Source organism: Finegoldia sp. BIOML-A1 (assembly GCF_009678325.1).
GTDB classification, from domain to species: Bacteria; Bacillota; Clostridia; order Tissierellales; family Peptoniphilaceae; genus Finegoldia; species Finegoldia magna.
This window is the reverse complement of sequence record NZ_WKZF01000004.1, coordinates 87,662-101,305: the sequence shown is the minus strand read 5'-3', so window position 1 is coordinate 101,305 and position 13,644 is coordinate 87,662. Positions and strand designations below refer to the sequence as shown.

General features: G+C 30.8%; 13 protein-coding genes. All 13 read right to left on the bottom strand.

The window, feature by feature from the left end; all coding sequences use genetic code 11:
- Positions 1-37: 37 nt before the first annotated feature.
- Positions 38-970 (bottom strand): tRNA dihydrouridine synthase DusB, encoded by a 933-nt coding sequence (gene dusB, locus GKG00_RS05365; protein ID WP_154254617.1) that lies wholly within the window; start codon positions 968-970, stop codon positions 38-40.
- Positions 963-1,751 (bottom strand): type III pantothenate kinase, encoded by a 789-nt coding sequence (locus GKG00_RS05360; protein WP_110058073.1) that lies wholly within the window; start codon positions 1,749-1,751, stop codon positions 963-965. Before GKG00_RS05360 ends, dusB begins: the two co-directional genes overlap by 8 nt.
- A gap of 5 nt (positions 1,752-1,756) precedes the next feature.
- Positions 1,757-3,355 (bottom strand): CTP synthase, encoded by a 1,599-nt coding sequence (locus GKG00_RS05355; protein WP_154254615.1) that lies wholly within the window; start codon positions 3,353-3,355, stop codon positions 1,757-1,759.
- Positions 3,356-3,369: 14 nt separating this feature from the next.
- Positions 3,370-5,424 (bottom strand): glutamine synthetase III, encoded by a 2,055-nt coding sequence (locus tag GKG00_RS05350; protein WP_154254613.1) that lies wholly within the window; start codon positions 5,422-5,424, stop codon positions 3,370-3,372.
- A gap of 114 nt (positions 5,425-5,538) precedes the next feature.
- Entirely contained in the window at positions 5,539-6,003 is a 465-nt protein-coding gene (locus tag GKG00_RS05345; protein ID WP_154254611.1) for a DUF5673 domain-containing protein, read from the bottom strand.
- Positions 6,003-7,916, bottom strand: coding sequence for an ATP-dependent zinc metalloprotease FtsH (gene ftsH / locus GKG00_RS05340; protein WP_154254609.1), 1,914 nt, complete (start codon positions 7,914-7,916; stop codon positions 6,003-6,005). The genes GKG00_RS05345 and ftsH overlap by 1 nt, the downstream gene beginning before the upstream one ends.
- Positions 7,916-8,476 carry a hypoxanthine phosphoribosyltransferase gene (hpt, locus tag GKG00_RS05335; RefSeq protein ID WP_154254607.1) on the bottom strand — a complete coding sequence of 187 codons (561 nt, stop codon included), beginning with the start codon at positions 8,474-8,476 and terminating at the stop codon, positions 7,916-7,918. Before hpt ends, ftsH begins: the two co-directional genes overlap by 1 nt.
- Positions 8,466-9,821: a tRNA lysidine(34) synthetase TilS gene (tilS, locus tag GKG00_RS05330; protein WP_154254605.1), complete on the bottom strand. Its 1,356-nt coding sequence runs from the start codon at positions 9,819-9,821 to the stop codon at positions 8,466-8,468. The genes hpt and tilS overlap by 11 nt, the downstream gene beginning before the upstream one ends.
- Before the next feature lie 37 nt (positions 9,822-9,858).
- Positions 9,859-10,281 (bottom strand): S1 RNA-binding domain-containing protein, encoded by a 423-nt coding sequence (locus tag GKG00_RS05325; RefSeq protein ID WP_094224835.1) that lies wholly within the window; start codon positions 10,279-10,281, stop codon positions 9,859-9,861.
- A 68-nt stretch (positions 10,282-10,349) separates the two neighbouring features.
- Entirely contained in the window at positions 10,350-10,724 is a 375-nt protein-coding gene (locus tag GKG00_RS05320; protein WP_154254603.1) for a septum formation initiator family protein, read from the bottom strand.
- Position 10,725: 1 nt separating this feature from the next.
- Positions 10,726-10,971 (bottom strand): RNA-binding S4 domain-containing protein, encoded by a 246-nt coding sequence (locus GKG00_RS05315; protein WP_094203802.1) that lies wholly within the window; start codon positions 10,969-10,971, stop codon positions 10,726-10,728.
- On the bottom strand, positions 10,958-11,848 hold the full coding sequence (locus tag GKG00_RS05310; RefSeq protein WP_154254601.1) for an HAD family phosphatase: 891 nt from the start codon (positions 11,846-11,848) through the stop codon (positions 10,958-10,960). The genes GKG00_RS05315 and GKG00_RS05310 overlap by 14 nt, the downstream gene beginning before the upstream one ends.
- 34 nt (positions 11,849-11,882) lie before the next feature.
- Positions 11,883-13,640: a pyruvate kinase gene (gene pyk / locus GKG00_RS05305; RefSeq protein ID WP_154254599.1), complete on the bottom strand. Its 1,758-nt coding sequence runs from the start codon at positions 13,638-13,640 to the stop codon at positions 11,883-11,885.
- Positions 13,641-13,644: the final 4 nt, after the last annotated feature.

The following is a 13,644-nucleotide window of genomic DNA, read 5'->3' as shown; positions in this document are numbered from 1 at the left end:
AAAGGCATAATTGTCAAGTTTTTAGTATATGATTAAACTATTCATTTTTAAATTCATCTAGTATTTTGTATATTTCAACAAGATCTGTCAATTGATTGATTTTGTTCTTAACTTTATTAGAATTTCTAAATCCTTTCAGATACCATTGAATGTGCTTTCTCATTTCCAAAATCGCACGTTTTTCTTCGTAAAATTCCAATTTCAATTGCATGTGTTTTTTTATTGTGTCGATAACTTCTTCTTTAGTTTTGATTTCATCATCACTAAAAATAAATGGATTTTGCATTGCACCTCTTGCCAACAAAACTCCATCGCAATTTGAGTATTCCATATTTTTTCTAATGTCTTCTTTTGTAAAACAATCGCCATTGCCAAATACAGGTATGTCTACATTTTCCACTAATCTTTTTATATGAGACCAATCAGCTTCTCCTGAATAAAACATTTTTCTTGTCCTAGCGTGAAGTGTAATATAATCTACTTTCAATCTCTCACAAATTTGTCCAAGCTGCATGTAATTCATGGAATTTTCATCGATTCCAAGTCTGAATTTTACAGAAACTGGCAAATCAGTGTTGTTCTTACAAGCTCTGATAACATCTTCCGCTAAGTTCAAATCTCCCATTAAAGCTGAGCCGTCACCGTTTTTGAAAATTTTCGGTGCAGGACATCCCATATTTATATCAATTGATTTGAAATTGTAATTTTCAGTCAAAAATCTAGTTGCATATGCAATGATTTCTGGTTCGTGTCCAAATATTTGAACAGATGTATTGTTCTCTCTTGGATCTGTATCTAAAAGTTTTTTAGTTTTCTTGTCATCATAGTAAAGTGCTTTGGCACTTATCATTTCTGTAAAGCACAACCCCGCTCCCAATTCTCCACAGATTATTCGAAATGGAATATCTGTAACTCCAGCTAATGGTGCCAAAAACAAATTACTATTTAAGTTTAATTTTTCTTTAATCATTTCTATTTAATTCGTTAATAATTTTTAAGCCATCTAAAGTGATTAGTTTGTCAATAATTGTAATATACTTTGATTGTTTTGCAATCAAATAAGAAAAACCACCAGTTGCAATAATTGTAACTTCATCTTTTGTTTTGTGTTTTTCTTCTAGGATTTTTTCAATTATATAATCTATTAATCCTATAAATCCAAATACAACTCCTGATTGCATACTTTTTACGGTGCTATCTCCAATAACTTTATCCGGCATTTCTATTTCAATCTTTGGTAGTTTTGCAGTCTTCATAAATAATGCTTCTGATGAAATTGCAATCCCCGGAGCTATTGCTCCTCCCAAATATTCTTTATTTTCAGAAATATAATCAAAAGTAATCGCCGTTCCAATATCTACGATAATAACTGGAGTAGAATATTTTTTACAAGCACTTACTGCGTTGATTATTCTATCTACGCCGACCTCTTTTGGACTTGCGTATTTATTAACTATTCCCGTCTTTATATTTTCATCTACTATCAATGGTTCAATTCCCAAATATTTTTTTACTGCTTTTGGTATAGTTGGCATCAGATTTGGTACTACAGAACCAATAATAGCTTCTTTTATATCAGATTTTTTAATATTTGAATATTCCAAAGCTTGTCTTAATGTTAGAGCGTATTCATCACTAGTTTTGTGCAAATCTGTGGATATTCTCCATTCAAAAATCAACTCATCATTTTTGAAAATACCCAATACAATATTAGTATTTCCAATATCTATTACAAGTAAAATATCTTCCACCTTCTTTATTTGTTTTCAATGGATGCTTTTATGAATCCATCGAATAAAGGATGAATTTTGTTAGGTCTTGATTTGAATTCCGGATGGAATTGGCAACCTAAGAAGAATTTATTTTGTGGTATTTCAAGCATTTCTACCAAGTTGTATTGGTCATTAATTCCTGAGAATACAACATTATTTTGTTCAAATTGTTCTCTGTAATCGTTGTTGAATTCATATCTGTGTCTGTGTCTTTCTTGAATAAATTCTTCACCGTACAATTCTTTTGCCAAAGATTTATCTTTCAAGTGACACTCGTAGTTACCAAGTCTTAATGTTCCACCTATATCTTCAATATCTCTTTGTTCTTTCATTAAACTTATTACAGGGTTTTTGCAATCAGCAACAACTTCCGCTGTATTAGCATCAGCTAAACCAAGTACATTTCTAGCTATATCTATTGCTGCAATTTGCATTCCCAAACAAATTCCGAAATATGGCATATTGTTTTCACGACAATATTTTGAAGTTTCAACCATTCCTTCCATGCCTCTGCCACCAAATCCGCCTGGGACGATAATACCATTCAATCCTTCGAATGATTCTTTTATATTATCTTTACTTAGTTCTTCGGAATTAATCCAACGTATATTTACTTTATGATTGTTTGCATATCCAGCATCTATCAAAGCTTGTTCTACAGAAAGATAAGCATCGTGAAGTTCTGTGTATTTCCCAACTAAACCTATATTTACAGTTTCAGTCGCTTTTCTGTAGTTTTCAATCATTTTTCTCCATTTTCCATCTTCTTCGCCTTTGGATTTTAGTTTCATTTTTCTCATTATATATTTATCCAAATTTTGTTCTTGGAATTTCAAAGGAACTTCGTAGATAAAGTCAACATTAAATGATTGAATAATAGCCTCAACTGGAACATCACAGAATAATGAGATTTTTTCTTTTAATTCATCTGTAACTATTCCCTCACTTCTAAGGATTATTACATTTGTTTTGATACCTAAACTCATCAATTCTTTATAAGAATGTTGTGTAGGTTTTGTTTTTAGTTCATTGCTTCCAGGAATTGTTGGAACTAAAGTTGTATGAATGAATAATACATCTTCTTTTTCGTTTTCAGCGTGGATTTGTCTGATTGCTTCCAAGAATGGCAATGATTCAATATCACCTACAGTTCCGCCGATTTCAGTTATAACAATATCTGCTTGAGATTCTTCAGCTGCTTTGTACACTGCTTTTTTTATTTCATCAGTAATATGTGGAATAACTTGTACAGTTTTGCCGTTATAATCTCCACGTCTTTCTTTTTTGATAACGTCGTTGTAGACTTTTCCTGTCGTAATGTTAGATCTTTGAGTTAATTCTTCGTTGATAAATCTTTCATAATGGCCTAAATCTAGGTCAGTTTCTGCTCCGTCTTTTGTTACAAAAACTTCTCCATGTTGATAAGGACTCATAGTACCTGGGTCTATGTTCAAGTAAGGGTCAAATTTTTGCATGAATACAGAAATCCCTCTATCTTTTAGCATTCTTCCAATACTTGCTCCGCTAATTCCCTTACCTATACCAGAGACAACTCCTCCAGTAATAAAAATAAATTTACTCATTACTCCTCCTATAATTATATTAATGATGAATATATGTCTTGAATATCACACAAACTATAATTTTCTTTGTAGACAAATTTTTCAAGACCGTCGTGTATTTCTCTGATTTCTTCAATTAATGGACTAATTTTATATTGAAAATATTTAGCCTTTTCGTATTTAGATTCAAAATCAGATTTTTGTATCATTTCTTCCAAATTATTTCTTTTGTCAATAATTTCATTCAAACCATTTTTCAATTTTTCTTGTGTAGAATCCAAACTATTAATTCCACATTTTTCGATTAAATTGCTGTTTTGAATAAGTTGCTTTGAGAAAGCATTAATAACGAATTTATCTAACATATAAATCAAAGTCTTCGCTTCAATTTCATGAGTTGTTATTACATCTTCCAATCCAACATCGTAGATTGCGTGTAATTCTTCCTCACTTAGTATACCACAAAAATCCTTGATAGATTCTTCTGAAATCAAGGAATATAAAGAATCAAAATAATGAACTAAATCCAATAAACCTCTCTTCTTTGCTTCTTCTCTCCAAAGTTCTGTGTAGTTGTCTTGTCTGTACAAAATATGTTTGTGATTTTTCAAAATATTGACAACTTCTGATTTAATAAATTGTTCTATATTCTCATTTTGAGATTTGAATTTTTCATATACTCTTTTAATTGCATTTGCATACATTGTATTTAAAACTATGTTCACATCGCTTGCACTATTTGAAGAGCCTAACATTCTAAATTCAAATTTGTTTCCACTGAAGGCAAATGGACTTGTTCTATTTCTGTCTGTCATATTTGGTGGAATGTAATCAAATCTATTTATCGAAAATTCAGGATAATTTCTGACAATTTCTTCTTCATTCATAAGCGAATTAAATGTTTCTTCGATATCTTGTCCCAAATCCATAGATATTATTGATGGTGGAGCTTCATCTCCTCCTAATCTATAATCGTTGGAAGTAGTGGATGATGCTGATCTTAAAAGTGCTTGTGATTTGTCTACAGCTTCTATCAAACATGCTGTGAATATCAAAAATACAAGATCATTTTCCATGTCAGCTTTTGGTGAAAATACATTTCTACCGTGATTAGTAACTAAAGAGTAGTTATTGTGCTTACCCGATCCATTTACTCCTTTAAATGGTTTTTCGTGCAATAAGCATACTAAATGATGTTTTCTTGCAGTAGTTTTAAGTATTTCCATAACTAAGTGGTTATCGTCTACAGAAATATTTGCGTTTTCAAAAAGTATTGCTACTTCAAATTGATTTGGAGCAACTTCATTGTGTTCAGTCTTAGCATATATTCCAAGTCTGAATAATTTCTCGTCAAAATCTTTATAGAATGCTTCAACTCTTTGTGGAATTGAGCCGAAATAATGGTCAGTAAGTTCTTGCGATTTGGGAGCTTGTGCTCCTAAAAGAGTTCTTCCTGTATTAATCAAATCAATACGTTGTTTGTATACATTTTCATCTATAAGGAAAAATTCTTGCTCCAATCCGATTTTGACTTTCATTCTGTAACAGTGCTCATCAGAAATTTCATTGTAAAGTTTAGTAGCATAATCTGACAAGTAGTCCAAACTTTTAAGTAGTGGTAATTTTTTATCTAAAGTAGTTCCATCATAAGATACAAACACTGATGGTATATACATTATATTATCTACTATAAAAGTGTTAGATGTGCAGTCCCAATAAGTATAACCTCTTGCCTCAAACGTAGATCTAATTGATCCTGTAGGAAATGATGAAGCATCTGGTTCTCCTTTAATTAATTCTTTTGCTGAAAATCTATTAATCGGAGTATTATCGTCTCCTCTATCCAAAAATGAATCGTGTTTTTTTGCTGTTAAACCATTTAATGGTTGGAACCAGTGACAAAAATGAGTAGCTCCTCTTTCAATTGCCCATTTTTTCATAGCATGCGCAATTATTTCTGCTGTTTCAATATCAAGTAAATCTTCTTTTCTAACTGCGTTTTTCCATTTTTGATAAATCGGAAATGGTAGTGAATCTTTCATTTGTCTCTTATCAAAAGTGTCAATCCCAAAAATTTTATTTGTATCCATAATACCTCCATGTATTAAAATAAAAAAAATTGGCAATCAAAGAAAGCCAATTTATGAAAAACAAAAATAGTGTTTTTTTTATTATATTTAATCACAGTTTTGTTGTCAAGTATTTTATTGTTTTTTCTTATTCTTTTTTATGATTACTAGCATTTCAGAAGCATCGCTTGGATTGATCGGAATAAGTTTGTTAGTAGCTTTGGAGTTTTTCAAAGTTAATTCCAAAAACCTCTTATCTTTGGAGTATTTCCATTGTTTGATGTCTTCATACTCAGCCAAAAATCCATTGAAATAAATCCCTTTATCTGTGAATGAGATTTTTTCGTATGTTAAATAAATGAATATAACTCCAAGTAATATATAAATTAATGGGAACCATGTTTTTTGTTGGTTAAGATACAATAATCCCAATATTACAATTGAATATGATGCAACCATCATTAAAACTCTTTTTCTTTGGTTAAAGTTTTTGATGACTCTACCAATATTTTTTTTGACTTTATATACATTGTACATTTGCTTCAATCCAAAAAGCAAAATCAATATATACATCACATTAATAATATTTTGTGCGCTCATTATTTCTCCTGATTTTCTATATTGTTTTCTATTTCCTCGTCTTTTTTTCTTACATCGACTAATTCTTTTGGTTCATTTTCGTGAATTTTAGTCTTAGTGTATTTGTCGAATATAGCTTCGAATTCTTCTTGTCCAATAGTTTCTTTTTCTAAAAGTCTGTTTGCCAATGCATGTAACAAATCGATGTTTTCATTTAAAATATTTAAAGCTTTGTTGTACGCTTCATCGATTAGTTCTCTCATTTCAGAATCAATTTCATAAGCTATTTTGTCAGAATATTGCTTGTTCTTACCAAGCTCTTCACCTAAAAATACCTCAGCGTCATCTCCACCGTACATCATAGGTCCCAATCTTTTACTCATACCGTATTTTGTTACCATTGCATGTGCGATTTTTGTTGCTCTTTCAATATCGTTACTTGCTCCAGTGGAAATATCGTCAAGCACAACTTCTTCTGCTGCACGTCCACCTAAAAGCGAAATCAATTTGTGTTGCATTTGTCTTTTAGTCATAAATTTTGCATCTTCTTGTGGAAGATATGCCGTAAATCCTCCGGCTCTTCCTCTAGGAATAATTGTAATCATGTGAACTTTGTCATTATCTTCCAAGAATCCGGATACAATCGCATGACCAGATTCGTGATAAGCTGTAAGCACACGTTCTTTTTCTATTACAACTTGTGATTTTTTTTCTGGACCAGCAACAACTTTTATAGATGCTTCTTTGAACACTTCATTTGAAATTTCTGCTTCATTATTTCTTGCTGCAAGAAGTGCTGCTTCATTGCACAAATTTTCCAAATCAGCTGGAGAAAAACCAGTAGTTGTTTTTGCAATATTCTCCAAATCCACATCTGATTTAAGTTTTTTGTTTTTTGTGTGAACTTTTAATATTTCTAATCTCTCTCTCACATCTGGAAGTCCCACATAAATAGTTCTGTCAAATCTTCCAGGTCTCAACAATGCCTTGTCCAAAATATCAGGTCTATTAGTAGCACTCATTACAATTACACCTTCATTTTTTCCAAAACCATCCATTTCAACAAGTAATTGATTCAACGTTTGTTCTCTTTCGTCATGGCCTCCGCCAAGTCCTGCTCCTCTTTTTCTACCTACTGCATCTATTTCATCGATGAAAATGATACAAGGAGCATTTTTCTTAGCTTGTTCAAACAAATCACGAACTCTCGATGCACCGACACCAACAAACATTTCGACAAAATCAGAACCAGAAATACTGAAAAATGGAACCTTTGCTTCACCTGCGACTGCTCTCGATAAATATGTTTTACCAGTTCCTGGAGGCCCCACTAACAAAACTCCTTTAGGAATTCTTGCACCAATGTCTATATACTTAGAAGGATTTTTCAGAAAATCTACGATTTCCATCAATTCTTCTTTTTCTTCTTTTAATCCCGCTACATCAGCAAACACAACCTTTTCTTTTGAATCTTGGTTGAGTTTTGCTTTTGATTTTCCAAAATTCATAGCCTTAGAATTTCCAGAGTTTTGTGTTTGATTCATAAACATAAACCAAATTATTCCAAGCCCGACTATAATTAATATAGTTGGCATTATATCAACATACCATGGTTTGCCAGGATCTTTTTCAGTCTTCAATACGATCTTGTTGTTTTCAACAGATTCCTTCAGATAATTATTGTAAAAAACTTCCCACATTTCGGGGGGCATATACATTCTAAAAGGAGTACCCTTGCTATCTTTTAGAACGCCTTTTATATCATTTCCTCTTGCAACAATTTCTTTAACATTATCTTTCTTGACATTTACAATCATTTCGTTGACAGTAAAATATTTTGTGCTCAATGTATTGTTTTGAGTCATAGTCACGAAAAAAGCTATTAAAATAATTGGAACAAGATATATCGCTAAACTTTTAGTTACTTTTTTCATTAAATCTCCTTTTCATAAAAAGATTTCTTCAACACGCAAATATCTTCAATATTTCTAAATTGTTGTGCAAAATCTAATCCATAACCAACTATAAACTCGTTTGGTACAGTAAAACCTTTGAATTGAACATCAACTTCGTTAGTTCTTCTTTCAGGTTTATCCAAAAGACTCGCTATCTTAACTGATTTTGCTTTTCTATCCATTAAGTTTCGAACCAAGTAATTTAATGTGCGACCACTGTCCACAATATCTTCAACTATAAGGATATTTTTGCCGGCGATGTCTTCTTCCAAATCTTTGATGATTCTTACAGTTCCACTAGATTCTGAAGAATGTCCATAACTTGATACTGCCATAAAATCTATTCCAACTTCTAAGTCGATATTCAATGTTAAATTACTCATAAACATCGCTGCGCCTCTTAGAATACCAACTACGATAAGTTCTCCCTTATCTCTGTATTCTTCAGTGATTTCTTTTCCTAATTCTTCAATTCTTTTGTCGATTTCTGATTTTGGTATTAGCACCTTTTCGACTGCATCACATAAATTACTTTTCATAAGTCACCTCTATAACTAAAACTTCTTTGCTGTTAGAATTTTTCATGTACAAATTTGATCTTTTCAACGACAAAATGGCATATATATTTTCTTCATCGCTCAAAATGGGATAATTATCGCGTTCAATTTGTAAAACTTTATTATCAATAAATACATCTTTAATTTTCTTGGTAAATCCCTTTAATTTAATTCTATCTCCATTTTCTCTTCTTCGTAAAACAAGATTATGTGATAGAATTTTAGAATCAAAAATCATTTTATTTCTTGAAGGTTTAATATTAGTATTTTTCGTTAGATAACTGCTAATTTTAAAATCCCCAAAAATAATTGTCCCAAGTTCAAATTTAACACTTTGACTTTTTTTGTTGTCTACAATTTTCTTAATTATTACTTTATCATAACTTTTGAAAAAACTGTAGTCTTTAAATATATATTCCCTTCCGTTTTTTAAATCAAATAATTCTATAATATCATCTATATAAGCCATTCTAATGTTTTGGTTAGACCCATTTAATTCAATTAAAAGTTTTCTAATTATATTTCTTTGAATAGAGGTCTTTTCGATTTCAAATAATTTTACATCTATAGAATATTCACCATTTCTTTGACTAACTAATTTTTCGAATTTAAGATTAGTAATATCATCAATTATTTCTTTTGAATCTTGTAAAATATTTATAGTCCTATATATCGATTCATTTATAGAATTATTGAAATTTTCTTGAATATATGGCAACATTTCAAGTCGAATTTTATTTCTTTTAACATCGGCTATGAAATTTGTCTCATCAGTTACATACTCAATATTATTGCTATCTAAATAATTTAGGATTTCATTTTTTGATACATCTAAAAGTGGCCTTATTACATTTTTGTTTCGATATTGTATTCCACACAATCCATCAATTCCACTTCCCCTAAACAAATGTAAGAAAAAAGTCTCCACTTGATCGTCCAAGTGGTGTGCTACAGCAATCTTATTGAAATTCTCTGTTTCTAAAATTTTGTTGAAACAATTATATCTTAAAATCCTACCGCTGTCTTCCAAACTAATAGAATTATCGATGGAAAATTGTTTCATATCTACTTTTTTTGAAAAAAATTGAATATTATTTTCTTCAGATATTTCCCTTGAAAAATTTTCATCTCGATCGGCAGTAACTCTGTAAGAATGATTAATGTGGCATGTTTTTATCTCAAAACCTAAATCATCTTTTAGTTGGTATAAAACATTGAATAATAATACTGAGTCTGCCCCACCTGATAATCCTATCAAAATTTTGTCGTTCTTCTGTATTAAGTTTTCTCTGATGATAGTATTTTTTATTTTGTGTATCAAATCCATAATAATAAAAAAGCCGCATAAATCTGCGGCGTTACTCCTAATTATACTTTCTTTTCTTCGAAAACTTTTTATTCTCTCTTTGTCTAATAGAATCTAATCTCTCGTTACTTTCTTTCATAAACTTAGAAAGTAAATCATCAAAACTTGATTCTTTGCTAGATTCTTTGTTTGAATTCTTATCATCTTCTGAATAAGTTTTCTTTGAAAATTCTTTTTTGTGTTCTTTTTTCGGAAGACATTCCTTTATTGAAAAGCTAACCTTATTATCTTCAATGCTCATAACTTTACATTTTACTACATCATTAACTTTTAACACATCTTCAACTTTTTCTATGTAATCATTAGAAATTTGTGAAATATGAACTAATCCTTTAGTTCCGTCTTCGCATTCTACAAATGCCCCAAACTTAGTAATTCCTGTTACTTTACCTTCAACAATATCGCCCACTGATATAGACATACGCAATATCTTCCTCCTAATATAATACTATATATCAGTATATACTACTAAAAAAACGGTGTCAATAATTATTTATCAGGCTTTTTGTCAAAAGTTGGCGACGGTGTAAAATTTGTATCTTTTTTTGGTTTTTCCTTTTCATCCTTAATCAAAACTTCGTTAGGTTTTACCATACCTAATTTTTCTCTGGCATATTTTTCTATCAACTCAGGATTGTCTAAGTTTTTGGAATCTTCAGATAATTTTTTTATTTCTTTTTCAAGTTCATCCTTTTTTGTTTGTTGTTCCAACTTAACATTATTAATGTTTCTGATTTGAATTTGTTGTTTAAAAATTGTAAATAACAACGTAACACAAGCAAAAATAGTTATTGCAGAAACTATTATTCTAAATTTATTAACGTTTTTTCTTCTTTTTCTTATCTGATTATCCCTGGCATTCATTTTAATCTCCTAAAGTTTCAAACATTTTATCTGCATCGTCTTTCTTTGGATTATCTATCAATTCAGTAACCTTTGCCTTTAAAACCGATTGAGCAAAACTTATTTCAATTATATCTCCGACTTTTACGTTGTCTCCAGGTTTAGCGATTTTGTCATTGATTTTCACTCTTTGGGATTCACAAGCAGTTTTTGCTACAGTTCTTCTTTTAATAATCCTTGAATTTTTTAAAAATTTATCTAATCTCATCTATTTCCTTATTTTCTATTCCTTCTAGTATTAATTTATAATCCAACTCTGATTCTACATTCTTATATATTATTTTATCATGTTTTTTTATGATTGCAGATTTCATTTTATCATTTCGATATAAACAATAAATATCACAATCATCCACATTATCATTGAAAGATTCTCGATCAATAAAAAACATTGCTTTTACAAATTCTTTTGATTTTCTTCTGATTTTGTAAACGCCATTTTTTTCTTTTTCAAATTTTTCCAATATAAGCTTAATATCTTGTAAATTATCGACAATAAAATCAGCTTTGTCTTGTTTAAAATTAAATCTATTCTCTCTTCTGGCAATTACTGTTAATCCTGCATTCTTTGCAGAATCAATACCGTAATCAGAATCTTCAATTGCAATAGCATCTTTGGGACGTACTCCCAAAATCTCACATGTTTTAATGTAAATTTCGGGATTTGGCTTTGATTCTTCAAAATCCTCACCGCTTATTACCGCATCAAATTCATCCTTTATATCTAATTCTTCTAAAACATTGTTAATAGTTTTTTTTGGTGATGAAGATGCTAATGCAATCTTGAAATTTTTTCTTTTTAGTTCTTTTAGTAATGGATAAAATCCATCCATTACTATAGAACTGTAGTTTATTTTATCATCATCGATGTATTTTTTCATCAAACTATATACTTCCTCAGGTTTTCTATGAAGTTTTGATTTCAAAAATTCATCGGTTTTTTGTTGACTCAAACCAGCAAGAGAAAACAAATCTTCTTCAGATATTTCGACGTCAAAATCTTGAAGTACTTTTTTGAAAAAATCAATATAAATTACTTCGCTATCAATTATTACGCCATCCATATCAAATATTACAGTATTCATTTTCTACCTCTAAGTTTATTGTACCACATTACCGTTATAAAATCTTGGCTGCTCCGCGATAAACTAACCCAGCTATTGGATCAATAGTCAAAATTTCTTGATCTTTGATTTTTCTTACAGCATCTTTACATCCTACAATCGTTGGAATTCCCAAATGCAATCCAACAATTGCAGCAGGTGATGTTAGTCCACCTTCTTCCACAATAATTGCAGAAGCTTTTTGAATATATGGAACGAATTCTCTTTCCAAACTGTACAATACAATTGCATTTCCATCTTCAAATTTAGAAGCCAAATCTTCTACACCTTTAGCAACTCTTGCTTTTGCAGTAACGGATTTTTTACCAATTCCTGTTCCTTCAATCAAAATATCTCCAATTGTGTGAACTTTTAATAAATTTGTAGTTCCAGAAACTCCAACCGGAAGGCCTGCTGTGATTATAATTAAATCTCCTTCGTGAACCAAATCTTTTTTAATACCCGCAGAAATTGATCTATCAATTACTTCATCAGTGTTTTCACTTAATTCGCTAAGAACTGGATGAACACCCCAAATTAAAGATAGTTTTCTCATTACACTTTCTGATGTAGTAGCTGCAACTATTGGTGACAACGGACGATATTTTGAAACATTTCTAGCTGTTGAACCTGAAGTTGTCGCAACTACAATTGCATTTGCTCCCAATTGTTCACTAATACTTCTAGTTGCAATACTTATTGCATTCGTTGTTGTAATGTCCAACCATTTCAACCTTTTATTCGCAGCTTCTTTAAACTCTTCAGAATTTTCAGTATTAATTGCAATATCATTCATAACTTTTACTGCATTTACTGGATAATTTCCTGCTGCAGTCTCTCCAGAAAGCATAACAGCATCGCTGCCGTCCAAAATCGCATTCGCTACGTCTGTAACTTCCGCTCTGGTTGGTCTTGGGTTTCTAATCATAGAGTCTAACATTTGTGTCGCAGTTATAACTGGTTTTCCAGCTAATGAAGTTTTCTTGATTATTTCTTTTTGAACAATAGGCATAATTTCAGTTTGAATTTCTACGCCCAAGTCTCCTCTTGCAACCATTATTCCGTCAGAAGTGTTGATTATTTCGTCCAAATTATCTACGCCTTCTTGCGATTCAATTTTAGATATTATTTTTATGTCGTTTCCGTTATTTTGTTCTAAAATTTTTCTAATATCTAATACGTCCTGTGATTTTCTGATAAAAGATGCAGCTATATAATCAATTCCATTTTCAATTCCGAATTTTATATCTGAAATATCTTTTTCAGTGATTGCTGGTAATTTTACTTTTGAATTAGGAATATTGACTCCTTTTTTGCTCTTCAAAATACCGTAGTTGTTAACTTTGCAAATCACATCTGTATCTTTTATTTCTACAACTTCTAATTCAACTAATCCATCATCTATCAATACTTTCTTCCCGATATCCAGATCATCTGGAAGTCCTTTATAGCTCACTGAACAGATATTTTGATCTCCAGTTACATCTCTTGTAGTTAATGTGAATTGATCACCAATTGAAAGTTGAACTTGATCAACTCCAAAATCTCCCAATCTAATTTCAGGCCCTTTTGTATCTAACATTATTGCTATTGGCAAATCCAATTCTTCTCGTGCTTGTTTTATGTTTTTTATTCTTTGTAAATGCTCTTCATGACTTCCATGTGAGAAGTTCAATCTACACACATTCATTCCACTTTGCATCAATGTTTTTAAAGTCTCTAATGAATCTGATGCCGGACCTATAGTACAGACTATTTTAGTTTTCTTTAACATATTT

What these genes read in the sequence shown, in the direction of transcription:
- dusB (WP_154254617.1), bottom strand. Translation starts at nt 970, where the DNA reads ATGATTAAAGAAAAATTAAACTTAAATAGTAATTTGTTTTTGGCACCA.
- GKG00_RS05355 (WP_154254615.1), bottom strand. Translation starts at nt 3,355, where the DNA reads ATGAGTAAATTTATTTTTATTACTGGAGGAGTTGTCTCTGGTATAGGT.
- GKG00_RS05350 (WP_154254613.1), bottom strand. Translation starts at nt 5,424, where the DNA reads ATGGATACAAATAAAATTTTTGGGATTGACACTTTTGATAAGAGACAA.
- GKG00_RS05345 (WP_154254611.1), bottom strand. Translation starts at nt 6,003, where the DNA reads ATGAGCGCACAAAATATTATTAATGTGATGTATATATTGATTTTGCTT.
- ftsH (WP_154254609.1), bottom strand. Translation starts at nt 7,916, where the DNA reads ATGAAAAAAGTAACTAAAAGTTTAGCGATATATCTTGTTCCAATTATT.
- hpt (WP_154254607.1), bottom strand. Translation starts at nt 8,476, where the DNA reads ATGAAAAGTAATTTATGTGATGCAGTCGAAAAGGTGCTAATACCAAAA.
- tilS (WP_154254605.1), bottom strand. Translation starts at nt 9,821, where the DNA reads ATGGATTTGATACACAAAATAAAAAATACTATCATCAGAGAAAACTTA.
- GKG00_RS05325 (WP_094224835.1), bottom strand. Translation starts at nt 10,281, where the DNA reads ATGTCTATATCAGTGGGCGATATTGTTGAAGGTAAAGTAACAGGAATT.
- GKG00_RS05320 (WP_154254603.1), bottom strand. Translation starts at nt 10,724, where the DNA reads ATGAATGCCAGGGATAATCAGATAAGAAAAAGAAGAAAAAACGTTAAT.
- GKG00_RS05315 (WP_094203802.1), bottom strand. Translation starts at nt 10,971, where the DNA reads ATGAGATTAGATAAATTTTTAAAAAATTCAAGGATTATTAAAAGAAGA.
- GKG00_RS05310 (WP_154254601.1), bottom strand. Translation starts at nt 11,848, where the DNA reads ATGAATACTGTAATATTTGATATGGATGGCGTAATAATTGATAGCGAA.
- pyk (WP_154254599.1), bottom strand. Translation starts at nt 13,640, where the DNA reads ATGTTAAAGAAAACTAAAATAGTCTGTACTATAGGTCCGGCATCAGAT.